General features: G+C 69.6%; 21 protein-coding genes. 8 read left to right on the top strand and 13 right to left on the bottom strand.

From position 1 onward, the window contains the following. Positions 1 to 86 precede the first annotated feature (86 nt). The 4 genes from QM728_RS03645 to QM728_RS03630 are packed head-to-tail and all read left to right on the top strand — an operon-like array spanning position 87 to position 3,281. Positions 87 to 1,160, top strand: a complete 1,074-nt coding sequence (locus QM728_RS03645; protein WP_415030689.1) for a ferredoxin reductase — start codon at positions 87 to 89, stop codon at positions 1,158 to 1,160. Positions 1,161 to 1,165: 5 nt separating this feature from the next. Then, complete coding sequence (locus QM728_RS03640; RefSeq protein WP_415030688.1) at positions 1,166 to 2,350, top strand: fatty acid desaturase family protein; 1,185 nt, start codon at positions 1,166 to 1,168, stop codon at positions 2,348 to 2,350. 9 nt (positions 2,351 to 2,359) lie between these two features. Beyond that, positions 2,360 to 2,698: a hypothetical protein gene (locus QM728_RS03635; RefSeq protein WP_415030687.1), complete on the top strand. Its 339-nt coding sequence runs from the start codon at positions 2,360 to 2,362 to the stop codon at positions 2,696 to 2,698. A gap of 55 nt (positions 2,699 to 2,753) precedes the next feature. After that, positions 2,754 to 3,281: a DUF4395 domain-containing protein gene (locus QM728_RS03630; protein ID WP_415030686.1), complete on the top strand. Its 528-nt coding sequence runs from the start codon at positions 2,754 to 2,756 to the stop codon at positions 3,279 to 3,281. Here QM728_RS03630 and QM728_RS03625 read toward each other — a convergent pair. The 7 genes from QM728_RS03625 to mfd form a co-directional block, all read right to left on the bottom strand. Continuing rightward, positions 3,278 to 4,222: an exopolyphosphatase gene (locus QM728_RS03625; RefSeq protein WP_415030685.1), complete on the bottom strand. Its 945-nt coding sequence runs from the start codon at positions 4,220 to 4,222 to the stop codon at positions 3,278 to 3,280. The genes QM728_RS03630 and QM728_RS03625 overlap by 4 nt on opposite strands. Beyond that, positions 4,219 to 4,734, bottom strand: coding sequence for a DUF501 domain-containing protein (locus QM728_RS03620; protein WP_415030684.1), 516 nt, complete (start codon positions 4,732 to 4,734; stop codon positions 4,219 to 4,221). Before QM728_RS03620 ends, QM728_RS03625 begins: the two co-directional genes overlap by 4 nt. Before the next feature lie 8 nt (positions 4,735 to 4,742). Next, positions 4,743 to 5,411 carry an FtsB family cell division protein gene (locus tag QM728_RS03615; protein ID WP_415030683.1) on the bottom strand — a complete coding sequence of 223 codons (669 nt, stop codon included), beginning with the start codon at positions 5,409 to 5,411 and terminating at the stop codon, positions 4,743 to 4,745. A 13-nt stretch (positions 5,412 to 5,424) separates the two neighbouring features. After that, complete coding sequence (gene eno / locus QM728_RS03610; protein WP_415030682.1) at positions 5,425 to 6,711, bottom strand: phosphopyruvate hydratase; 1,287 nt, start codon at positions 6,709 to 6,711, stop codon at positions 5,425 to 5,427. A 69-nt stretch (positions 6,712 to 6,780) separates the two neighbouring features. Further along, positions 6,781 to 7,536, bottom strand: a complete 756-nt coding sequence (locus QM728_RS03605) for a lytic transglycosylase domain-containing protein (RefSeq protein ID WP_415030681.1) — start codon at positions 7,534 to 7,536, stop codon at positions 6,781 to 6,783. Between the two features lie 87 nt (positions 7,537 to 7,623). Beyond that, positions 7,624 to 9,066, bottom strand: coding sequence for a MazG family protein (locus QM728_RS03600; RefSeq protein ID WP_415030680.1), 1,443 nt, complete (start codon positions 9,064 to 9,066; stop codon positions 7,624 to 7,626). Between the two features lie 65 nt (positions 9,067 to 9,131). After that, positions 9,132 to 12,755: a transcription-repair coupling factor gene (mfd, locus tag QM728_RS03595; protein ID WP_415030679.1), complete on the bottom strand. Its 3,624-nt coding sequence runs from the start codon at positions 12,753 to 12,755 to the stop codon at positions 9,132 to 9,134. On the opposite strand from mfd, the gene QM728_RS03590 reads away from it, so the two are divergent. From QM728_RS03590 to QM728_RS03575, 4 genes are read left to right on the top strand one after another with little or no spacing between them, the layout of a single operon-like run. After that, on the top strand, positions 12,754 to 13,317 hold the full coding sequence (locus QM728_RS03590; RefSeq protein ID WP_415030678.1) for a GNAT family N-acetyltransferase: 564 nt from the start codon (positions 12,754 to 12,756) through the stop codon (positions 13,315 to 13,317). The genes mfd and QM728_RS03590 overlap by 2 nt on opposite strands. A 26-nt stretch (positions 13,318 to 13,343) precedes the next feature. Next, positions 13,344 to 13,697 carry an ArsR/SmtB family transcription factor gene (locus QM728_RS03585; protein WP_415030677.1) on the top strand — a complete coding sequence of 118 codons (354 nt, stop codon included), beginning with the start codon at positions 13,344 to 13,346 and terminating at the stop codon, positions 13,695 to 13,697. Further along, entirely contained in the window at positions 13,694 to 14,182 is a 489-nt protein-coding gene (locus QM728_RS03580; protein ID WP_415030676.1) for an SRPBCC domain-containing protein, read from the top strand. Before QM728_RS03585 ends, QM728_RS03580 begins: the two co-directional genes overlap by 4 nt. After that, positions 14,182 to 14,754, top strand: coding sequence for a TIGR03086 family metal-binding protein (locus QM728_RS03575; RefSeq protein WP_415030675.1), 573 nt, complete (start codon positions 14,182 to 14,184; stop codon positions 14,752 to 14,754). The genes QM728_RS03580 and QM728_RS03575 overlap by 1 nt, the downstream gene beginning before the upstream one ends. Here QM728_RS03575 and QM728_RS03570 read toward each other — a convergent pair. The 6 genes from QM728_RS03570 to QM728_RS03545 form a co-directional block, all read right to left on the bottom strand. Then, the gene (locus QM728_RS03570; RefSeq protein ID WP_415030674.1) at positions 14,744 to 15,607 is read right to left on the bottom strand and encodes a SecDF P1 head subdomain-containing protein; all 864 of its coding nucleotides are present in this window, start codon (positions 15,605 to 15,607) and stop codon (positions 14,744 to 14,746) included. The two genes, QM728_RS03575 and QM728_RS03570, sit on opposite strands and share 11 nt — an antisense overlap. A 25-nt stretch (positions 15,608 to 15,632) precedes the next feature. Further along, positions 15,633 to 17,171: an acetyl-CoA acetyltransferase gene (locus tag QM728_RS03565; RefSeq protein WP_415030673.1), complete on the bottom strand. Its 1,539-nt coding sequence runs from the start codon at positions 17,169 to 17,171 to the stop codon at positions 15,633 to 15,635. Beyond that, positions 17,168 to 17,839 carry a TetR/AcrR family transcriptional regulator gene (locus tag QM728_RS03560; protein WP_415030672.1) on the bottom strand — a complete coding sequence of 224 codons (672 nt, stop codon included), beginning with the start codon at positions 17,837 to 17,839 and terminating at the stop codon, positions 17,168 to 17,170. Before QM728_RS03560 ends, QM728_RS03565 begins: the two co-directional genes overlap by 4 nt. A 10-nt stretch (positions 17,840 to 17,849) precedes the next feature. Next, complete coding sequence (locus QM728_RS03555; protein ID WP_415030671.1) at positions 17,850 to 19,088, bottom strand: oxygenase MpaB family protein; 1,239 nt, start codon at positions 19,086 to 19,088, stop codon at positions 17,850 to 17,852. A gap of 267 nt (positions 19,089 to 19,355) precedes the next feature. Beyond that, on the bottom strand, positions 19,356 to 20,195 hold the full coding sequence (locus tag QM728_RS03550) for a hypothetical protein (protein ID WP_415030670.1): 840 nt from the start codon (positions 20,193 to 20,195) through the stop codon (positions 19,356 to 19,358). A gap of 420 nt (positions 20,196 to 20,615) precedes the next feature. Further along, complete coding sequence (locus QM728_RS03545; protein WP_415030669.1) at positions 20,616 to 22,241, bottom strand: DUF222 domain-containing protein; 1,626 nt, start codon at positions 22,239 to 22,241, stop codon at positions 20,616 to 20,618. Between the last annotated feature and the right edge of the window lie 77 nt (positions 22,242 to 22,318).

The raw sequence follows: 22,318 nt of genomic DNA, 5'->3' as shown, positions 1-22,318 counted from the left end.
TACCGATCGCTGTGGCACACTTTTCAGAGTACAGTCGTTCACTGTAAAGCTCAGTTACTAGCCCGGACCTCACTAGGAGGAACCCCATGAGCACCAAGATTTCCAGCCTGATGGGATCGGTCTTGCAGGCCGCCCTCACCCCGCACCCCGTGGATCGGTACCTCGAGCTCGTCGACCCGATGCTGACTTGGCGGGACCTGCGCGCCGAGGTCGTCGGCGTCCGTCGCACCACCGATCGCACCGTGACCCTGACCCTGCGCCCCACGCGCCAGTGGAAGGGTCACAAAGCTGGCCAGTATGTGCAGGTCAGCGCGGTTATCGACGGCGTCCGCCACAAGCGCTGCTTCTCCCCGGCGAACGCTGCCGGCGACCACCGCGACGACCTCGAGCTGACTATCACCGCCCACGACGACGGGTTCGTCTCGCGCCACCTCTTCGATCACGCCGAGCCGGGCATGGTGCTCGGCCTCGACCAGGCCGCGGGCGACTTCACCCTGCCGGCGAACCCGGGTCGGGCGGCCGTCTTCATCAGCGGCGGATCGGGTATTACACCCGTACTCTCAATGTTGCGTACGCTCGTGGCCCGCAACTACCGCGGAGCGATGACGTTCGTTCACTACGCGCGCTCGGAGGCCGACGTCGCGTACTTCCAGGAACTGCAGAACCTGGCCGCGTTGCACCCCAACCTGGACCTGCGCCTGCACTACACGCGCGGCGTCGCTCCCGATCACTTCACCGGCGCGCACCTGGCCGACGTCGACACCGACGACGCCGACATCTTCCTGTGCGGCCCGGCGTCGCTGATGGACGCGGTGCGCGAGCACTGCGAGTCCGCCGGCCTGGCCGACCGCCTGCACACCGAGGCGTTCACCCTCACCATCCCCGCCGTCGACCCGAACCAGCCGGTCACCGGCACGCTCGGGTTCACCGATTCGAACGTGACCGTCGAGAACGACGGCCGCACCATTCTCGATCAGGCCGAATCCGCCGGCCTGTCCCCGGAGAGCGGTTGCCGCATGGGCATCTGCTTCTCCTGCACCAAGGTCAAGAAGTCGGGCTGCACCCGCAACGTGCTCACCGGTGAGCTCGACTCCGAGGCCGACCAACACATCCAACTCTGCGTCAACACCCCCGTTGGCGACGTCGAAATCGAGGTCTAGACATCATGGCAACCCAGATCAGCCACCTCTACGAGGTCAAGCGCGACGAGAAGAAGGTTCCCCCGGTCAAGGAGGTGAACCTGACCCACGAGCAGGTCGAGCAGATCGGCCGCGAGCTCGAGGAGCTGCGCGCCCGCGTCATGGCCGACGTCGGCGAGTCCGACCGCGAGTACATCTACAAGATCATCCGGTGGCAGCGCGGCCTGGAGATCGGCGGCCGTGCCCTCATGTACGCCGGCTGGTTCCCCCCGGCCTGGCTGGCCGCCGTCGGCATGCTCGGTGCGTCCAAGATCCTCGACAACATGGAGATCGGCCACAACGTCATGCACGGCCAGTACGACTGGATGCGCGAGGACACCTACAACTCGCGCGAGTTCGAGTGGGACACCGTGTGCCCGGCCGACCAGTGGAAACACAGCCACAACTACATGCACCACACCTTCACCAACATCGTCGGTGAGGACCGCGACGTCGGCTACGGCATCCTGCGCATGGCCCGCGACCAGAAGTGGAACCCCTACTACCTGGGCAACCTCGGCTACGCGGCCGCACTCATGCTGCTGTTCGAGTGGGGCGTCATGCTGCACGACCTCGAGGTCGAGCGCGTCATCTCCGGCGAGCGCAAGTGGTCCGACGTCAAGGGCCTGGTCAAGGGCATGTGGCGCAAGGCCAGCAAGCAGGTCCTCAAGGACTACGTCATCTTCCCGGCGCTGACCGGACCGCTGTTCCTCTCCACCCTCGCGGGCAACGCGTCGGCGAACCTCATCCGCAACCTGTGGACGTTCTCGATCATCTTCTGCGGCCACTTCCCCACCGGTGCGCAGACCTTCACCAAGGAGGAGACCGAGAACGAGACCCGCGGCGAGTGGTACATCCGCCAGATGCTCGGCTCGGCCAACATCGAGGGCGGCGAGCTGTTCCACATCATGAGCGGTAACCTGAGCCACCAGATCGAGCACCACCTGTTCCCCGACGTGCCGGCCAACCGGTACCCGGAGATGTCGCAGGAGGTCCGCGAGATCTGCGAGCGCCACGGCCTGCCGTACAACACCGGCAAGCTGCGCCACCAGCTCGGCTCGACGTGGAAGAAGATCGCCAAGCTGAGCCTGCCGAACTCGTGGACGCGTGACGACGACGACCTGGTCGTCAACATCGAGCGCGCGGCGGACGTGAAGGCCGCAGCCAGCTAGATTGGTGCCATGAGCAGCGACGACAAGCCGAAGCGGCGCGAGATCGACTTCGAGGCACTCGAGCGCAACAAGGACCTCGCCCAGGAGGCCGTGCAGGGCGTGGCCGCGCGCGTCGGCAAGATCGCGACCATCATCACCGGCGCCGTCGTCGACGTCGCCCGCGAGATCGGCGACGCGTTCACCGACGGCTTCGAGATGCGCGAGGCGGCGAAGAAGGCGAAGGCGGACTCGGCCCGGGCCGGCCGGCTGGCCGACGACCGCGTCGACGACGAGCAGGATGCGTTGGACCCGCCCTCGTCGACGATCGAGATCCTCGACGCCGAGGTCGAGACCGACGAGCGCGATTAAAGTCACGCAGAACGCAATTCGGCGGTAGCCGGTACCCGTCACTACCCTGGCGGATATGGCTCTTCCGAAGGCTCTCGAGTTCCCGAACCCGGTCAACGACTACGCCGCCCGTGCGACGGCCGGCCTGGTGATCCTGCTCGCCGTCGCAGCGATCGTGGTCAACCAGTGGTGGTTGTACGCGATCCTCGCGCTCGGCTTCGCGCTGCGCGTGGCCGGCGGGCCGAAGTACTCGCCGTTCGGTCGCCTCTCGGTGCACTACATCGTCCCGAAGCTGTGGCGGAAGGAGAAGCTGGTCCCGGGTCCGCCCAAGCGGTTCGCGCAGACCGTCGGCCTGGTCTTCGGCCTCGTCGCCACCGCGTTCAGCCTCACCGGTCACGGCCTGGCGGCGCAGATCACCATCGGCCTGCTCATCGTCGCCGCGTTCCTCGAGTTCGCCTTCGGCATCTGCCTGGGCTGCATCACCTTCGGCTTCCTGCAGCGCCGCGGCATCATCCCCGAGTCGGTTTGCGAGGCGTGCAACAACGTGCAGCTCGACCACGGTGCCGCCACGCTGAAGGTCGACGCCCTGCACGGCAAGGTCTAGAGCAGGTTCAGCGCGATCCCGTCGAGGATGTCGTGCTCGGAGACCACCAGCCGATCGACACCGGCCCGCCGGGCCATCTGCTTCGCGAGCTCGTCGGTGACCAGCGCCCCGGCACCGATGACGTCGACGCGACCGGGGTGCATCACGCCCAGTTTGGCCCGCTGAGCGCGCGGCATCGCCACCAGGTCCCAGCAGATCTTCTCCAACTCCGTCAGCTTCACCGATGACAGGTGGATCTTCGCGGGGTCGTACTCGTCGAGGCCGAGTGCGAGCGCGGCCAGCGTCGTCATCGTGCCGGCGACGCCGACCCAGGTGCGCACGCCGGACACGTCGACGGTAGCGAACGCGGGCCCCAGTCGCTCCGCGATGAACTCCTGCGCTTCCGTGATCTCCGCGGCCGACGGCGGATCGCCGCGCAGGCAGCGCTCGGTGGTGCGCACACACCCGACGTTCGCCGAATACGCGGCCCGCACGCCCGATCCGTCCCCGACGACCAGCTCGGTCGAGCCCCCGCCCAGATCGGTGACGGCGAACGGGCCCGACGACGGATCCAGGTCGCCGACGGCGCCGCGGAACGACAGTCGCGCCTCCTCGTCGCCCGAGATCACCCGCGCGACGGCGCCCGGGACCACCGAGCCGAGCAGGTCGGCGGTCATGGCGAAGAACTCGTCGCGGTTGGCGGCGTCGCGCGTCGCCGAGGTGGCCACCATGTCCACCCGCTCGACGCCGAGCTCGCGCATCGTCGCCGCATAGCCGCTCAGCGCGACGCGCGTCCGCTCGATCGCCTCGTCGGCGAAGCGCCCGGTCGCGTCGACGCCCTGGCCGAGGCGCACGACGATCATCTCGCGGTGCAGGTCACGCAAGCCGCCCGTGCCGTCGGGCTCGGCGACGAGCAGGCGGATCGAGTTGGTGCCGCAGTCGACGGCGCCCACGCGGGTCACGACGCGTCCCCGTCGGGTACCCGTGGCCAGTCCGCGGGCACCGCAGAGCCGCGCAGACCCTGCTCGCCGGCCAGCGCGACCGCCTCGTCGCCCAGGGGGTTCACCCCGGGGCCCTTCGCCAACGAGTGGGCGATCAGCACGTGCAGGCATTTGACGCGATCGGGCATGCCGCCGCCGCTGAAGTCGGTGCCGAGCGATTCGATCGCGTCCCGCTCGGCCAGGTAGTCCTCGTGCGCCGCGCGGTACGCCGCGGCCAACTCCTCGTCCGACTGCAGCCGCTCCGACATCTCCTTCATCACTCCGGACGACTCCAACCGACTCGCCGCGGCCGTCAGCCGCGGATCGGTCAGGTAGTAGAGGGTCGGGAACGGCGTGCCGTCGGGCAGGCGCGGGGAGGTCTTCACGACGGCGGGCCGGCCGTCGGGGGTGCGGTAGCTGATCTCCAGCACGCCGCGGGGCTCACGGCCGAGCTGCTCGGCGACGACGGCCAGATCGGCCTCGGACACGGACATCCCGGGCGTCACTTCGCCGGCGGGGTGGCCACCGAGTCCCAGAGGTTCACGTACCACGGGTTCGCGACGCGCTCGGCGGCACGACGGCGCTCCTTGGCCTCGGCCTCGCGGCCGGGGAACTCCAGGACGAACGGGGTCTCGCCGGGGCGCGCGTACTGCAGCCGGGTGCGCGCCTGCGCCTCGGTGTAGGCGGGGTCGCCCTGCTCGTTCACCTTGCGGGTGAGGTCGGCGATCTCCCGCTCGAGGGCGGCGTTGGTGGACCGCATCTGGTCGGCCTCGGCGCGCTGCGAGAAGAACGTGCGCGTCGGCATGGCCAGGGTCAGGGCGACGAAGCCGATGACCACGGCCAGCACGATCGCACGACGCGGGTTCAGCTTCTCCCAGCGGGCGGCGAGGGCCCGCGCAGGTGCCCGCCGGCCTCCACTGCGGCGCGCACGCGGCCGCCCGACCTTGCCGGCGGACGGCGCGGCAGCAGGTTCGGCAACAGCATCGAGAACAGTGGTCGGCTCGTCGTCGCCGATCAGGTCGAGGCTGATCGCGTCGGTGACGGGCCCGCGGTCGCGCTGCGGCGCGGGGTTGCGCGTACGGCGCGGCGCCGGGCGCGCGGCGGGCCGGCGATCACGCGACGAACGGGCGGACCGTGGTCGGCCCGCCCGTTCGTTTCTGCGCTCTGCCATGCCTTCTAGCTAATCACGCCTTCGGCGAAAACCGGGGGAAGGCGAGGTCGCCGGCATACCGTGCCGCGTCGCCGAGGCCCTCCTCGATGCGCAGCAGCTGGTTGTACTTCGCGACGCGCTCGCTGCGGGCGGGCGCACCGGTCTTGATCTGGCCACAACTGCACGCGACGGCGAGGTCGGCGATGGTGGTGTCCTCGGTCTCGCCGGACCGGTGGCTCATCATCGTCTTGTAGCCGCTGTTGTGGGCCAGCGCGACGGCGTCGAGGGTCTCGGTCAGCGTGCCGATCTGGTTGACCTTCACCAGCAGCGCGTTGGCAGCGCCTTCGACGATGCCGCGCTCGAGGCGCTCGGGGTTGGTGACGAACAGGTCGTCGCCGACGAGCTGCACCTTGTCGCCGATGGCCTCGGTCAGCGCGACCCAGCCGTCCCAGTCGTCCTCGGACAGCGGGTCCTCGATGGAGACCAGCGGGAATTCGTCGACGAGCTTGCCGTAGAACGCGGCCATCTGCTCGGCGGTGCGGTTCGAGCCCTCGAAGGCGTAGCCGGACTTGTCCGAGTAGAACTCGGTGGCGGCGACGTCGAGCGCCAGCACCACGTCGGAGCCGAACTTCAGGCCGGCGCCGGTGATGGCCTCCTCGATGATGCCGAGGGCCTCCTGGGTGCCCGAGACGTTCGGGGCGAAGCCGCCCTCGTCGCCCAGGCCGGTGGACAGGCCCTTGCCCTTGAGCACCGACTTCAGCGAGTGGTACACCTCGGCGCCCCAGCGCAGCGCCTCGGCGAAGGTGGGCGCACCGATCGGCGCGATCATGAACTCCTGCACGTCGACGCCGGAGTCGGCGTGCGCGCCGCCGTTGATGATGTTCATCATCGGGACCGGCAGGATGTGGGCGTTGGGGCCGCCGACGTAGCGGTACAGCGGCAGGTCGGCCGAGTCGGCCGCGGCCTTCGCGACGGCCAGCGAGACGCCGAGCAGTGCGTTTGCGCCCAGGCGCGACTTGTCCGGGGTGCCGTCCAGGTCCAGCAGGGCCTGGTCGACGAGGCGCTGGTCGTCGGCCTCGTAGCCGATGATCTCCTCGGCGATGTCGGTGAGAACGGCCTTCACGGCCTTCTGCACGCCCTTGCCGCCGTAGCGCTCGCCGCCGTCGCGCAGCTCGACGGCCTCGTGCTCACCGGTCGACGCGCCCGAGGGCACCGCGGCGCGCGCCAGGGTGCCGTCTTCCAGGGCCACTTCCACCTCGACGGTCGGATTGCCGCGCGAGTCGAGAATCTCGCGCGCGCCCACCTGCTCGATCATTGCCACGGCTGTCTACCCCTTTGGTCTTGGTGCGTGATGCACTCAGGGTAATACCGGGCCACGGGGGCCGTGAGGTCAGTACCGGCGGTTCACCGAGTACGCGTTGGCGCGCTCGCTGACGCGTACCGCATACGCACGCGAGTAGTTGTAGACCAGCAGGGCCTTCATCCAGCCCTCGGCGGTGGTCATGTCGCCGCCGGCGGAGACGCACAGGTACCGCGCGGCGGACAGCGCGGCGTCGTCGATGTTGTCCGGATCGGCCACCCCGTCGCCGTTGGCGTCGACGCCGAAGCGCTGCCACGTCTCGGGCAGGAATTGGAACGGCCCCTCGGCGCGGACGTAGTTGGGGCTGCCGTCCTTGCGGGTGGGCTTCTTCTGGTCGACCATCCGCATGTTGCCGTCGGTGCCGTCGAGCTCGGGGCCGCGGATCGGCGGGCTGGTGTCGCCGTTGCGCTTGACCTTGGCGCCGTCGTGGCGGCCGTGCTTGCTCTCGGTGCCGGCGATCCCGGCCAACGTCGTCCAGGCGATGCCGCACTCGGGGTGCTGCTGGCGCTGGATCTCCGCGGCGTTGCCGTAGGCCTCCAGCGCGGTGACGCCGATGCCGGTGGCGTTGGCGATCGGACGGGCCCAGGCGTTCAACTGGTCGGCGGTGCGCCCGGGCGTGTTGATCTTGATGTACGGCACCGGTGCGCCCGCCCCCGGCGGGACTCCCTGCGGGATGTCGGAACGGTGCGAGGAGGGCAGCGAGATGCAGCTCGACGCTGCCGCTGCGGCCGCGCCCAGCACAGCGGTCAGCATCGCCAACCGCCAGCGGCGGGTCTTGCTCTTCATTGGTTCCCCTCGAACGTCCCTCGGCGACCATTGTCCCACAGGACGCTGACAATCCCCTGTGCGATGCACGGGGTGGGGCCGATTGGGCTACTCGGTCGAGAAGACGATCTGCCCCGACGGGTCGTCCGGCTCGGGGCGGCGCTTGGGCCGCGCGGTGAGCGAATCGGCGTTCGCCGGGCGCGGCACGGTGGACGTGACCTCGGGCTCGTCCGATTCGCGGACGGTCACCGGGGCCTTGCCGCGTTTGGCCGCCTTGTCCTCGACACGCACCTTCGGCTTGGCCGGCTTCGTCGGCTTCTTCTCGACGATGATCGGGTCGTGCGACGCCGGCTGAATGACGACCGGGAACTGGGTGACGGTCCGCTCCGCATCCGCGGTGCCGTCGCCCTCGACCGTGCGCGGGGCGGTCGGCCTCGGGCCGCGGTCCGGCTGCTCCGGATAGGGCGCGGTGGGCACCGGAATGGTCGTCGGCGGCGCGGGTGTGGGCGGCGCGGTCGCTGCGGGCGTCGGCGCCGGAGCGGCGGGCGCCGGAGCGGCGGGCGCCGGAGCGGCGGGCGTCGGCGCCGGAGCGGCGGGAGCAGGGGCGGCGGTCGCAGGGGCGGCGGTCGCAGCCGGCGGCGCGTCGACGCCGAGGTAGTGCAGCCACTGGGCGGGCTCGCTCAGGGTGACGCCGTCCTGCTTGGCCCGGGCCTCGGCGGTGTACACCATGTCCATCAGGTCCAGCGCCCGCTGACGGGTCGCGTCCTCGACCGAGTCCGACCCCATCTCGACGCTCACGTCGAGGAGCCCCGGATCGACCTGGGAGCGCGGGAAGCCGTTCTCGGCGACGCGCTCGAGGACCTTCTGCGCCAGCGCGAGCGCGGGGGCCGTCGTCACGATGCCGTCGAGGATCGAACCGCGCTGACGCTCGGCGGCCTTGGCCGTCTCCCAATCGGCGATCTGCCGCCGCAGGTCGTTGTGCTCGCCGGACAGGACGCCGGGGGTGCGCCGGGTGACCTTGTCGATGAAGGCCTGCGCGACGTCGTCGATGTCAAAGGGATCGGTCGGGTCGTCGGCGGCCACGCGGGCGTGGAACAGCACCTGCAGCAGCAGGTCGCCGAGTTCGTCGCGCAAGTCATCGGTGGTGCCGACGTCGATGGCGTCGAGCACCTCGTAGACCTCTTCGAGGAGGAAACGTCGCAGCGACTCGTGGGTCTGGCGCTGCTCCCACGGACCGGTGGTGCGCAGCCGGTCCATCAGGGCGACGGCGTCCAGGAGCGTCTCGCCGGGTCGCGGCGGGGGCGGGTCGGTGCGGCCGAGCACGACCTCGCCGCGGTCGGCGCGGGCACGGACGAACGGGTGGTCGGGATCGGTGCTGAGCAGCACCGTCATCGGGTCGCCGTCGTCGCCCTGCGCGGCCTGCGCCCGCGGGAAGGCCCACAGCACCGAAGCGTCGACGTCCTCGGTCACCTGCACCGGACCGCTGAGCAGCTTGACGGCGGAGACGGGCACCATGTCCGGGTGTTGCGGATCCAACAGGACGACGGTCATTGCTCCTCATTCCTCGACTACAGGTATTCCACACCACGACGGGCCGTTTTCCATGCTCCCCCGCCCTAAACGGGGTCGATAGGTTTTGCCGGCGTCAACTCGGCCAACAACCGCGTCAGGTAGTCGATCAGCGGCTCGTCGCGCAGCGGCGCCGACCCCATGCCGCCGGATTTCGGCATCGGCACGCCGACCGTCGACGTGGTCGGCCGGTACACCGCCGCCGGGTACAGCCGTTTGAGCCGGACCTGCAGGCTGTCCGGCAGCGGCAGCGGCGAGAGGCGGATCTGCGATCCGGCGACGCCGATCTCGGTGACGCCGAGTTCGCGGGCGCGCAGCCGCAGCCGGGCGATGGCGGCCAGCCGCTGTGTCTGCACCGGCGGCTCGCCGTAGCGGTCGGTGAGCTCGGTGAGCACGGCGGCCACCTCGTCGTCGTCGGCCGCGGCGGCGAGCTTGCGGTAGGCCTCCAGGCGCAGGCGGTCGGCGTCGACGTAGTCGACCGGGATGTGCGCGTCCACCGGCAGGTCGATGCGCACCTCCTTGGCCTCCTCCTGGGTGATCGGCCGGCCGTCGGCGGCGGCGCGATAGGCCTGCACGGCCTCGCCGACCAGACGCACGTAGAGGTCGAAGCCGACGCCGGCGACATGGCCGGACTGCTCGGCGCCGAGCACGTTACCCGCGCCGCGCAGTTCGAGGTCCTTGAGCGCGACGGCCATGCCGGCGCCGAGTTCGTTGTTCTGCGCGATGGTGGCGAGCCGGTCGTAGGCGGTCTCGGTGAGGGGCTTGTCCGGGCTGTAGAACAGGTACGCGTACCCGCGCTCACGACTGCGGCCGACGCGCCCGCGCAGCTGGTGCAGTTGGGCGAGGCCGAAGTGCTCGGCCCGGTCGACGATGAGCGTGTTGGCGTTGGCGATGTCGAGGCCGGTCTCGATGATCGTCGTACACACCAGGATGTCGAATTCCCGGTTCCAGAAGGACGTGACCGTCGACTCCAGCTGGTCCTCGTTCATCTGCCCGTGGGCGATGGCGATCCGCGCCTCCGGCACCAGTTCGGCCAGCTCGCGGGCGGTCTTGTCGATCGACGACACCCGGTTGTGCACGTAGAAGACCTGGCCGTCGCGCAGCAGTTCGCGGCGGATCGCGGCGGCGACCTGCTTGGTCGAGTAGGCGCCCACGTAGGTGAGCACCGGGTGGCGTTCCTCCGGCGGGGTGAGGATCGTCGACATCTCCCGGATCCCGGCCATCGACATCTCCAGGGTGCGCGGGATCGGCGTCGCCGACATGGTGAGCACGTCGACGTGGGTGCGCAGGGACTTGATGTGCTCCTTGTGCTCGACGCCGAAGCGCTGCTCCTCGTCGACGATCACCAGGCCCAGGTCCTTCCACCGCACCCCGGTCTGCAGCAGTCGGTGGGTGCCGATGACGATGTCGACCTTGCCGTCGGCCATCTCCTCGAGGGTCTGGCGGACCTGCGCGGCGTCGGTGAACCGCGAGAGCCCGCGGACGGTGACCGGGAAGCCGGACATGCGCTCGGTGAAGGTCTGCAGGTGCTGTTGGGCGAGGATCGTCGTCGGCACCAGGACGGCGACCTGCTTGCCGTCCTGCACGGCTTTGAAGGCGGCGCGCACGGCGATCTCGGTCTTGCCGTAGCCGACGTCACCGACGATGACGCGGTCCATCGGGACGGGCCGCTCCATGTCGGCCTTCACCTCGGAGATGACGGTCAGCTGGTCCTGCGTCTCGGTGAAGTCGAAGGCGTCCTCCATCTCGCGCTGCCACGGGGTGTCCGGCGCGAAGGCGTGCCCGGGGGCGGCGTTGCGCGCGGCGTAGAGCTGGACGAGTTCGCCGGCGATCTCGCGGACCGCCTTGCGCGCCTTGCGCTTGGTGTTCTGCCAATCCGAACCGCCCAGCTTCGACAGCGACGGCGCCTCCCCGCCGACGTAGCGGGACAGCTGGTCGAGCGAATCCATCGGGACGTAGAGGCGGTCGCCGGGCTGGCCGCGCTTGCCGGGCGCGTATTCGATGACGAGGTATTCGCGGCGGGCGCCGGAGACGGTGCGCTCGATCATCTCGACGAACTTGCCGATGCCGTGCTGGTCGTGGACGACGAGGTCGCCGGCGGTCAGGGCGAGCGGGTCGACCTGGTTGCGCCGCTTGGCGCCGAGCTTGCGGCCGTCGCGGGTGCCGACGACGCGCGTGCCGGAGAGGTCGGCCTCGGTGACGACGACCAGCGAGGGGGATCTGACTCCGCAGACGATCCCGTGGCGCAGGGTGCCGTGGTAGATCGTGACCGCGTACGCGGCGGGCTCGCCGCCGTCGTCGGCCATGGTCGACGGGACTTCGGCCTCGCCGAGGCGTTCGGCGACGCGCGCCGCGGTCCCCTTGCCGGCGACGACGATGGCCGCGCGACCGCCGTCGGTGACGTGGGCGCGCAGTTGGGCGAAGGTCGCGGCGATCTCGTCCTCGTGGCCGCGCGGTGCCGGTCCGGGCGCGACGGCGAGGTCCACTTCATCGCTATCGCCGCTGCTCAGCGGGCTGAGCGTCCACCAGCGACGGCCGGTCGCGGTGGTGGCCGCGGCGACCTCGTCGATGCCGCGGTAGGCGCTGGCGGCGAACTCCGAGGCGAGCGGTGCGTCGCCGCCCATGCCCGCGGCCGTCCACGCGGCGTCGAGAAACTCCTTGCCGGTGGCGGCGAGGTCGGCGGCACGCGTGCGGATCTTCTCCGGGTCGAGCAGCAGCACCAGCGCGTCGGCGGGGATGGCCTCGGTGAGCAGTTCGAGGTCGCCGTCGACGAGCAGCGGGATGAGGGCCTCCATGCCCTCGACGGGGATGCCCTCGGCGAGCTTGGCGAGCATCGAGCTCAGGTCGCTGCCCTCCCCCTGTTGATCGAGGAGTCGGGCAGCGCGGCGGCGGACCTGGTCGGTGAGGAGCAGTTCGCGGCAGGCGTGGATGAGGACCGGGCCGGGGTCAATCTCCGGGTGGGTGCGCTGGTCGGCGACGGAGAAGGCGCGGACGTCGGTGATCTCGTCGCCGAAGAACTCGACGCGCACGCCGTGGTCGGCGGTCGTCGGGAAGACGTCGAGGATGCCGCCGCGGACGGCGAACTCACCGCGCCGGCCGACGAGGTCGACGCGCTCGTACGCCATCTCGACCAGCGTCGCGATCAGCCCGTCGAAGTCGATCTCGTCGCCCTCGCGCAGGGTGACCGCCCGCAGCCGGCCGAGGCCGGGCGCCATCGGCTGGACGACGGAGCGGACGGTCGTGACGACGACTCGCAGCGGGTGGTCGCCGGGTTCGGCGAGGCGGTGCAGCACCGACAGTCGCTGGCCGACGGTGTCCGCGCTGGGCGAGAGCTTCTCGTGCGGCAGGGTCTCCCACGACGGGAAGAGCGCGACGGCGTCGGGGTCGTCGAGGAGTTCGGCGAGCTCGGTGACCAGGTCCTCCGCTTCGCGACCGTTCGCCGAGACCACCAGGATCGGGTGCTCACTCGCCCGTGCCAGCGCGGCGACGGCGAACGGGCGCGCGGCGTCGGGGGCGGTGATCGCCAGTTCCGGGGAGTCGAGGCGTCCGGTCAGGCCGGTGAAGGCCGGATCCGCGCACACCGCACGGGCCAGGCCGCGCAGGACGGGGGTGTGCCGGACGGGGGTGGATGCCACTCGGTCGAGTCTAACGCTGTGCCAGGGTGGTCCCATGCCCCCTGTCACCGTCCGCCGGGCGACCGCCGCGGACTGCCCCGCGATCGCCGATGTCTACGCGCACTACGTCACGACGTCCGTCGCCACCTTCGACACCGAGGCGCGTAGCACCGACGGTTGGATCGCCAAGCTCGACGACGTGCGACGCGCGGGGCGGCCGTTCCTCGTCGCCGTCGACGGGGAGCGGGTGCTGGGGTTCTCGTATCTCAGCGCCTTCCGCGATCGGGCCGCCTACGCGCACACCTGCGAGCACACCGTGTACGTCGCGCCGGGGTTGGAACGCCGCGGCGTCGGGAGCGCGCTGGTCGCGGCCATGCTCGACGCCGCCGCCGATACCGATGTGCGGGAGATCCTCGCCCTCATCGCGCTGCCCGGCGACGGGTCGATCGCGCTGCACCAGCGTCACGGCTTCGTCGAGGCGGGCGTGCTGCGGCGGGTCGGATTCAAGTTCGACCGCTGGATCGACGTCGCGATCCTGCAGTACAGCCTTGGACGGGTAGCACCAGCTTTATTCAACCAAATGGTTGACAAGCAGACATCCCCGTGGAACGGTTACTAAACCACCCGGTTGATTAAAGGATGGACATGACCGACCGACTGTCTCTGGTGTTCTCGGCCCTCGCCGACCCGACGCGGCGCGACATCGTCGCCCGGCTGACCGAGGGCGACGCGACGGTGAGCGAACTCGCCGCCCCGTACGACGTGAGCGTGCAGGCGATCTCCAAGCACCTCAAGGTGCTCGGCGACGCCGGCCTGGTCACCCGGGGACGACAGGCGCAGACCCGGCCGGTCCACTTGGAAGCGGAGGTGTTCGACCTGATGACCGCGTGGATCGAGCGGTACCGACGGCAGGCCGAGGAGCGCTATGCGCGACTCGACGCCGTCCTCGCCGCGATGAACGACGACCAGCAAGCAACCGACGAAGGAGCAGCATCATGACCGCCACCACCCACCCCGAGGCCACCATCGAGGCCCACCCGACCCTGCCGATCATCACGATCACGCGCGAATTCGCGGCCACGCCGGCGCAGGTCATCAAGGCCCACGTCGACCCTGACCTCTACATCCAGTGGTCCGGGCCGAAGGACCTGACCGGCCGGATCGACTACTGGGACGCGCGGCGCGGCGGCCGCTGGGCGTTCACGCACCTGCGCGGCGACGAGGAGTACTCGTTCTACGGGTCCTTCCACGACATCACCCAGGACAAGATCGTCCAGACCTTCACCTTCGCCGGCGAGCCCGAGGGCGTCTCCCTGGAGACGCTGACCGTCGAGGACCTCGGCAACGGGCGCACCCGGCTGACAGCGCAGTCCCTCGTCGACAGCATGGAGAGCCGCGACGCCTGGTTGCGCAGCGGCATGGAGGTCGGCGTCAACGACGGCTACGCCAAGCTCGACGATCTGCTGGCCGACGGGGCGCTCTGATGGCGCTGCCCGCCGCACCCGCCGATCGACACCGTTCGGTGGCCGCCACCTTTGGCGACCGCGTCGCCGGGACGACCGACTGGTCGGCCCCGGCACCGGTCCCGGAGTGGACGGCACGCGACGTCGTCGACCACCTGTTGACCTGGTTCACCGAGTTCCTGGCCGCCGGCGGCATCGACCTGCCGTCGGGGCCGACGGTCGCCGACGATCCGGTCGGTGCGTGGCGCCACCAGACCGAAGCGGTGCAGGCCCTGCTCGACGGTCCGTCGGCGGACGACGAGTTCACGCACCCGCAGTTGGGCACCATGCCGCTGGCCACCGCCGTCGACCTGTTCTACACGTCGGACGTGTTCATGCACACGTGGGACCTGGCGCGGGCCACCGGCCAGGACGACCGCATCGACGAGGACACCTGCGCGACGATGGTCGAGGGGATGCAGCCGATTGACGAGATGATCCGGTCGACCGGTCAGTACGGTCCGGCCGTGCCCGTCGCCGACGATGCCCCCGCCGTGGACCGGCTGATGGGGTTCATCGGGCGCGATCCGGCGTGGCGGCCCGCTACTTCTTGACCAGGCGCACCGGCAGCGGACCGCTGCCGAGCGCGGTGGCGAGGTTCTTGGCCTGCGCCTGCGTGAAGCCATCGGGCGCCACGGCGTTGTACTGGGCGCCCGGCGCGATCTTCGGGGCGTCGACGACGCGCGTGTCGACGAGGAACGCCACCTGCTTGCCGTCGTTCGCGCCGGTGTAGGCGCCCAGCGCCGACTGCGCCTCCGGCTTGTAGTCCAGGTTCACGGCCCACTTCTTGCCGGCCTGCGCGGCGGTCGCCTTGGCGATGCCGGTGCCGTCGACGACGGCCGGGCCGAGCGAGTAGACGGTCTTGCCGTCGGCCGAGCAGGTCACCAGCAGCGACGCCGGGTCGTCGCGGCCGACGAGCGCGTCCTTGTCGTCGCACTTGAGCATCTGCGCGCGCCGGGCCATCTCCGCCTGCGGGGTCTCCGGGTTCGCCTGGCGCAATTCGACGTCGAGGACGTCGCCCTCCTCCGCGCCGGGTCCGGTGTACTTCGGGGCGCTGAACAGGACCGGGCGGATGCGCAGGGTGCCGGCGGAGGCCAGTTCGGTGATGTCGCCGCCGTTGCCGCTGGCGGTGCTCACGGTCACCGAATCGCCGTTCTTGCCGGCCTCGACCTTCGGGTCCTTGAGCCCGGCGGCGGTGAGCCGCTTGGTCAGCGCCGTCACCGTGTCGTTCACCAGCTTGGTGCGGTCCGACCCGGGCGGGAACTCGCCGTCGGTCGACTGGACCGATTCGACGCCGAACTCGACGCGGGCGCCGTTGTCCCCGGTGTCGTCGGAACTCTTCGAACAGCCGGCGAGCAGGCCCACCGGCAGGAGCAGGGTCAGCAGGGCGATGTGTGCGCGTTTCACGTCGTCAAGTGTGCCAGAAATTGGCTCAGGCGAGCGTGGCGATGTTCTTGCCGTCGACCGGGTGTGCGCTGATGCGCGCCCCGATCGGTTCCCCGCCCGCGAGCAGTGCCGCGAGCTTCTCGTCGGCGGGATCGGCGTGGGCGAAGAAGCGTCGGCCGTCGTCGGTGCGGCAGACCAGGATGCCGAGGACGCCGCCGGCCGCGGCGCCGAACGGGGTGACGGTGAACGTCTCGATGACGCCCTCCCCCGTGTACTCGTCGACGCCCTCGACGCGCGGGGCCGCGTCCAGCTCGGGCTGCGGGTCGACGCCGGCCGGCCAAGGGCGCGGGGTCGTCGAGTACACGCCGACGGCGTACTTGGAGATGATGCCGCCGTTGGCCGCGACGAGCCCGAGGCTGCCCGGCTCCTGGCGCGCCCGCTCCACGGCTTCGGCGATGCCGTGCATCGAGTAGTTGTTCCCGGCGCCGCCGAAGTACGGCAGACCGCCGGTGAGGGTGAGCCCGCGCGGGTCGTCGGGCGCGAGGCCCAGGGCGTCGGTCGCGGCGAACACGGCGACCGGGAAGCAGCTGTAGATGTCGAAGAAGTCGATGTCGTCGACGCTCACACCCGCCGATTCGAGTGCGCCCTTCAGCGCCGCCTCGGCCTGCGGCGCCGAGCCGAGGTCGGCGCGCTCGATGAGGTTCGGCGCACTGGCCTTCGCGTGGCCGTGCAGGAAGACCCAGCGCGACGGGTCGATGCCGAGCTCGCGGGCCCGGCGCACCGACATCAGCAACACGGCCGCACCCTGGTTGACCTGGTCGCGGGCGATGACGAAGCGCGGGAACGGGTCGGCGACCATGCGATTCTTCTCGGTGACCGTGGCGATCTCGTCGGCGGTGCGCTTGGTCGGCGCCGCCGAGAGCGGGTTCTGCGCGGCGACGTCGGTGAACGGCGCGAACAGCTCGCCCATGGTCGCGGCGTACTCGTCGCGGGACAGGCCGAGGCGGGCTCGGCGGGCGTGTTCGAGCAGCGCGTATTGGCTCGGCGGGCCGATCAGGCCGTGCATGACCTGCGACATGGTGACCATGTCGTCGAGGCCGTAGCCGCGGTCCTCGAGTTGGCCGCCGCGCTCCTCGCTGTGATCCGGTTTGTCCTCGGCACGGGCGAAGTGGCGGGTGGTCGACATCGCCTCGGAGCCGACGAGGAGCACGGCGTCCATCTCGCCGGCCGCGATCTTGGCGCCGAACTCGCCGACGAGGCGCTGCGGGCCGTCGCCGCCGACGACGTCGTAGACCGCGAGTTCGGGGTCCAGGTCGACGCGGTCGCCGACCGAGCGCGGGTAGTTGTCGGAGCGGCCGAGCGGTGCGACCGCGTTCTGGTGCGACGCTTCGAATTGCCGGACGCCGACGAGGGCGTCGAGCTTGCCCAGGGTCTGGGCGGTCAGCCCGGCGTCGGCGAGGGCGGCCGCCGCGGCGCGTGCGCCGATGTCGACTGCGGACAGTGCGGCGTAGTCGGGATCGTCCAAGCGCTCGGCGAATTGGCCGACGCCCACGAGTACCGGCGTCGACGGGTCAATGTCAGTCACTTCTTTTTCGCCCTCTTCGGGTTCGTGGTCGGGGACAGCGGCTCGTGGTAGTCCGCGGCCACCAGTTCGGGGTCGGGCTCCAGTCTGGTCAACCCGTTCCAGCACAGGTTCACCAGGTGCGCGGCGACGACCTCCTTGGCCGGTTCCCGCACGTCGAGCCACCATTGCGCGGTGTTGGCAACCATGCCGACCAGCGCCTGCGCGTAGAGCGCGGCGAGCTTGGGGTCGAAGCCGCGGCGGGAGAAGTCCTCGCCGAGGATGTGCTCGACCTGGTTGATCGCGTCGTTGAGCAGGCTCGAATAGGTGGCGTTGTCGCCCTCCCCGGTGGCGCCGCCGCGGGCGAGGATCCGGAAGCCGTCGGGCCGCTCCTCCATGTAGGTGAGCAGCGCGAGCGCGACCTGCTGCACGCGGTAGCGGGAGCGCGTCGTCGCGAGCGACGACGTGATCATCTCCAGCAGGGTTTCCATCTCGCGGTCGACGACGACGGCGTAGAGGCCCTCCTTGCCGCCGAAGTGTTCGTAGACGACGGGTTTGGAGACGCCGGCGCGCTGGGCGATCTCCTCGATCGACGTCGCGTCGAAGCCGCGCTCGGCGAACAGCCCGCGCGCCACCTCGATGAGCTGCGCACGGCGCTGCGTACCGGTCATGCGCGTGCGGGGCTGGGCCATAGGGGAAATCCTAGACGGGGAGCTTGCCGATCTCCGCGTCGTCGCTGCCGAAGTGGCGGTACATGGCCAAATCGCGCGCCCGGCGGCCGAGCCACTCGTAGTACGGGCGGCGCAGCGGGGTGCGGCCGACAATCCGGTAGTTGACGGTGTTGCGCGCCCAGGCGGCGGCGAAGGCCCACGGCGGTCGTTGCGGCAGGCGCAGGTCGCGCATGCTGCGCGGACCGAGGAAGCCCTCCAGCATGCTGAGCAGCCGTTCCCGCTCGTAGCGGGAGGCGAGCGCCGGGACGTGCTTGTAGGCGAGGTCGCGCTGGACGTCGACGATGGCGTTGGAGAGCTGCGCACCCGCCTCGGTGACGTCGCCCTGCGAGACGAGGATGTTGTAGCTGAGCTGATGCTGGTCGCGCTCGTCGTCGAAGAGCCAATCGTCGTCGACGCCGATGAGCCACCCGACGTACTTCCACAGGTGCATCAGCGCGGCGGAGTCCTGCTTGTTCACGGGCACACCGAGGGCGCGCACGCCCATGAGGAGGGCGCCGGAGAAGAGGTCGAGCGTGCCGGCGAGGTCGGCCTGGTTGATGGGCAGGCCCCATTTCGCGATGTCCCAGCGGCCGTTGCGCTCGAAGTTGTCGTTGACGAGGGCGTGCATGAGGCGGACGTGGACGGTGAGCTTCCAACCCTCGCCGAATCGCCGCATGCCGTCGTGTTCGGCGACCGCGATCGCCCAGGTCTGCGTCTCACCGATGCGGCGCTTGGCGGTATTCGCGCGCAGGCCGCCGGTTTCGGCGAGCAGGTCGACGGGACCGCCGAAGCGGTAGCCGCCGATCAGGCCGAGCTGCAGCAGCACGTCGCTGGCGTTGCGCCCGAAGCTGCGGTTGACCGCGGCGCCCCGGTTGCACAGGTCGAGGTCGACCCAGTCGGGCGTGTTCTCGACGGTTGCGAAGAAGTCGCGCAGCGCCTGCGGGGCGCAGTCGGGGACGCCGTGGGCGAGCGCGGTGTGGAAGTCGCGCATGCTGACGCGGTTCTCGTCGCCCTCGGGCAGTCGCATGGCGCGCACGAGGGCGGCGGCGGGTTCGTCGCGCTGCATCATGCGCTCGCCGATCAGCGCCAGTTGTTCTTCGCTCGGGTCCTGCAGGTGCCAGTAGGTCCGCAGCATCCGGCCGAGGCGGCGGCCACGCTTCTGCGCCGCGCCGAACCGTTGGGGCGGGCCGGCGGGCGTGGACCGTCGCTCGGTGACCGGACTGGACGTCATGAGACGAATTTACCACTTCGTCTCATTCGCGGGCACGGTCGGCGAGACTTTTCGGTGGTCGAGTGCCCCTTTCGGTGGTCGAGTGCCTTCGAGGCGCTAGCCGAGAAGGTCTATCGAGACCCCGTAAGCCGCTATTGCCAAGCCGCAGAATGAATTCCAACGAATAGCAAATAAATAGAGCACGGAAAAGGACCGTCGGGAAACCCGACGGTCCTTTTCCATCCAGTCACCACCTCATCGTGGATAAGGGTGGTTCATTGGTGTTGTTTAGATCGCACCCTGAGCCTGCAGGATGGCGGCCTGCTGGACAGCGGTGGCGACACCAACCGGGGCGCCGAGGACCGCGCCACCGATGATCGCGCCGGTGGTGCCGAAGGTACCGGCGCCGACGAGGCAACCGAGAACCTGGTCAACACCGACGGCGATCGGCACGGCGAGGGTCATGGCGACTGCACCGATCGGGCAACCGATGACCGCACCGCCGACACCGCCGACCATGGCGCCGACACCGTAGGCGAGACCAAAGTTGGTGCCCACGACGCCGATCGCGCTCTGGATGGCGGCCGACTTCTCGTCCTGCGTCATCTTCTTGGGCGCGGCGGCCTTCGTGGTCGACGACTGCTTGGGAGCCAGCTGCTGCATGGCTGCGCTGATCTGCGGCTGGAAGGCGCGCACAACCTCGATCGGCGGCTGCCACTGCGGGGCGCCGGTCGCCTTGTTCAGGGCGCTCTGGCGGGCACCGGGAGCGAACCCGTCGACCGTGTTGGTGGCGGCCTTCACCGGGCCGGCCAGGGGCGACTGCACCTTGGACGGGTTGCCGAAGACCGAGCGGCCTGCGTTGTCCGAGACGGCGACCTTGCCGGGGGCCGTGCTCACGGTGCCCCAGGGGGTCTTCAGCTCGGTGGCGCCGGAGTGCGAGTTACCCGTGTAGGTCACGCCGGGCATGATGCCGGTGGTCACGACGTTCGGGTTCTTCTTGGCAGCCGAGGTGTAGCCGTACTTCTTGGAAGCGTGGTGCACCGGAGCAGCGCTCGCAGCCGAGGCGCCGAAGGTGATGGCAGTACCGGCCAGGACGGTCGCCGCAACGCCTTTAGTAAGAGTGTTCATTTCTAACTCACTTTCGTGTGTCCGCCGGATTCGCACTAATTCAAAGAATCGGCGGGGCGGTGTTTTGGTAACCGGGCGCCGTTGCCAGATTTTCCGTGTCAACGACTCTGAGGCTGTTATCAGCTTCGTCTCAGCGTCGCTGGAATCAGGTTTATCAATTCGAGATAGTGCGGGCAAACGGAGACCAAACCGTGTCAAAACGGCGCTGATCTGGCCTTTTGTTGCGTCCATGTAACACGTAATGACAGCAATGTCCGTTTTGCCCCAATGGGCTGGAAACAGAAACGTTGCCGCGCGTCGCCACGTAACTTCACAGCAACGTTCCACGCGCTGTGAGAACCGGGATCGGCGTACCAGATGTGATCCATTTCACTCTCTGGCCGCCGTTGGGCGCGGATTCCGGCCCCGGCGGACGGGCCGTCAGATGTAGACGGCCAGGATCGCCTCGAGGGCGGCTTCCACCCTCGAATCTTCGGCTTCTACTGGCTCGAAATCATCGTTGACCTGGCGATTCGCGCCGGAATGGGCTTCCCATTCCTCGGGTCTCGCCCGCCTCATGGGTGGGGTTGGCCTTTCCACCGGCGGTGGATCAGGATCCTCAAACCGCTCGCCACCGCTGAGAATTCCCCGCACAAACGATTCTGGATCGTGAACCGGGTTCGTCCGATAAGGCTCACTACTGCCGGTTAGGCGCCATCCGGTGCGGCCGGTGTCGGGTCCGGTGGTGAGCGGCGTGGTTTCCCATTGGTCGGGGTTGGTGCCGACGTTGCGGTTGTCGGGCCCGCACGCGAGGGTGAGGTCGCCGATGTTGGTCAGGCCGCCGTCGGCCCAATCCTTCGTGGCGTGGTGGGCCTGGCATTGCGATGCCGGGCGCGGACACATCGGGCGGGTGCAGCCACGATCACGTCCGAACAACGCCAGCCGCTGTGCCTTCGAGGCGATCCGCGCCCCGCGGTACAGGTCCAGCACCTGCCGAGTCCCGGCAGCGAATACTTCGAGCCAGGGGGTCGCCTCGGCGGCCAGGTCGATCAGATTGCCCACCGGCACCAGCGTGCCGGTCGCGGTTGTGGCGACCCCGGCCCGTCGGGCCAGATCGGCCTCGTCGACGGTGATGACCAACTCGGCCGGCAACCGCGCCGGTGGGCCAAGCCCGCCGTGACCCAGAATCCACTCCAACCCCTTCTCCAGGGCGTCGTGGTTGCGCTGGGCCGCGCTACGACGATCGCGGGCAGCCGCATCGGCGAGGGCGTCACGATCCTCGGCGCCCAGTTCGGCGGCAGAGCCGTCGATCGAGTTCTCGTCGTCGGGGTTGTTCATGCCCGGCTTGGCCCAGTTGTCCAACAGGACCTCCAGCAGAGCGCGCGCGGTGGGAGTGATGGACCCCGACACCGCGGTCATGCCGCGCGTGTCCTGGCGACCCAGCGTCAGGCCGCGCTGGCGCTGCCGGTCCTCGTCGTCGGTCAGGGTGCCGTCGGGGTCGAGGTGCGCCAAGATCCGCGCACCCAGGTCAACCATCGCCTCGGGCATGACCTTTGGCGCCATCTCACTCATCACCTTCACCGCGTAGGCGGTGTCCCGAGTCGTTGCCGCGTGCGGGAGCTTGGCCATCACCTTCTCCACCTCCCGCACATGATGACCAGAGGCTTCCCCGGCCGCCACGAGTTCGGCCAGCAGCTCGCGCCTGGGCGGCAGCTTCTCCCCCGTCATCGACGACAACCGGCCGATCGAGGCGGCCACATCCTCACGCCGACGCGCCTCAGCCGCGCCGAGCCGCAAGTACTGGGCGTAGAAGTCACGAGGTTTCTTGTTGCCCGTCCGCAAGAACACCTGCCGATCAGACACCTCCACATAGAAGGCGGCGTCCACGCCGTCCATCCGGCGACGCGTGGTTTCCAGGGTCTCCACCGTCGACTGCACCGCGGCATCGGTCAGCAACCCCAACTTCGCGTCGGCGAGCTTCTGCGCGACCGCATCCATCACCCGCGCCAACTCCACGGGCGAGTCCGGCAGCCCCGCCGACAACACCTCATTCGCCGTATCGACCACCGGAATCACCCCCTCTGAGCTGGCGCTATGAACGTTGATTCGAACTAGTGTTCATACTACCGGAGAAGAGTGACATG

Source organism: Gordonia sp. (in: high G+C Gram-positive bacteria), assembly GCF_047602025.1.
In the GTDB taxonomy this organism is placed as follows: domain Bacteria; phylum Actinomycetota; class Actinomycetes; order Mycobacteriales; family Mycobacteriaceae; genus Gordonia.
Note: the sequence above shows the minus strand (reverse complement) of the source record. Positions and strands in the feature narration are given on the sequence as shown.

What these genes read in the sequence shown, in the direction of transcription:
- QM728_RS03575 (WP_415030675.1), top strand. Translation starts at nt 14,182, where the DNA reads ATGGCGCTGCCCGCCGCACCCGCCGATCGACACCGTTCGGTGGCCGCC.
- QM728_RS03640 (WP_415030688.1), top strand. Translation starts at nt 1,166, where the DNA reads ATGGCAACCCAGATCAGCCACCTCTACGAGGTCAAGCGCGACGAGAAG.
- QM728_RS03580 (WP_415030676.1), top strand. Translation starts at nt 13,694, where the DNA reads ATGACCGCCACCACCCACCCCGAGGCCACCATCGAGGCCCACCCGACC.
- QM728_RS03630 (WP_415030686.1), top strand. Translation starts at nt 2,754, where the DNA reads ATGGCTCTTCCGAAGGCTCTCGAGTTCCCGAACCCGGTCAACGACTAC.
- QM728_RS03615 (WP_415030683.1), bottom strand. Translation starts at nt 5,411, where the DNA reads ATGGCAGAGCGCAGAAACGAACGGGCGGGCCGACCACGGTCCGCCCGT.
- QM728_RS03585 (WP_415030677.1), top strand. Translation starts at nt 13,344, where the DNA reads ATGACCGACCGACTGTCTCTGGTGTTCTCGGCCCTCGCCGACCCGACG.
- QM728_RS03620 (WP_415030684.1), bottom strand. Translation starts at nt 4,734, where the DNA reads ATGTCCGTGTCCGAGGCCGATCTGGCCGTCGTCGCCGAGCAGCTCGGC.
- QM728_RS03550 (WP_415030670.1), bottom strand. Translation starts at nt 20,195, where the DNA reads ATGAACACTCTTACTAAAGGCGTTGCGGCGACCGTCCTGGCCGGTACT.
- QM728_RS03645 (WP_415030689.1), top strand. Translation starts at nt 87, where the DNA reads ATGAGCACCAAGATTTCCAGCCTGATGGGATCGGTCTTGCAGGCCGCC.
- QM728_RS03605 (WP_415030681.1), bottom strand. Translation starts at nt 7,536, where the DNA reads ATGAAGAGCAAGACCCGCCGCTGGCGGTTGGCGATGCTGACCGCTGTG.
- QM728_RS03600 (WP_415030680.1), bottom strand. Translation starts at nt 9,066, where the DNA reads ATGACCGTCGTCCTGTTGGATCCGCAACACCCGGACATGGTGCCCGTC.
- mfd (WP_415030679.1), bottom strand. Translation starts at nt 12,755, where the DNA reads ATGGGACCACCCTGGCACAGCGTTAGACTCGACCGAGTGGCATCCACC.
- QM728_RS03590 (WP_415030678.1), top strand. Translation starts at nt 12,754, where the DNA reads ATGCCCCCTGTCACCGTCCGCCGGGCGACCGCCGCGGACTGCCCCGCG.
- QM728_RS03560 (WP_415030672.1), bottom strand. Translation starts at nt 17,839, where the DNA reads ATGGCCCAGCCCCGCACGCGCATGACCGGTACGCAGCGCCGTGCGCAG.
- QM728_RS03635 (WP_415030687.1), top strand. Translation starts at nt 2,360, where the DNA reads ATGAGCAGCGACGACAAGCCGAAGCGGCGCGAGATCGACTTCGAGGCA.
- QM728_RS03555 (WP_415030671.1), bottom strand. Translation starts at nt 19,088, where the DNA reads ATGACGTCCAGTCCGGTCACCGAGCGACGGTCCACGCCCGCCGGCCCG.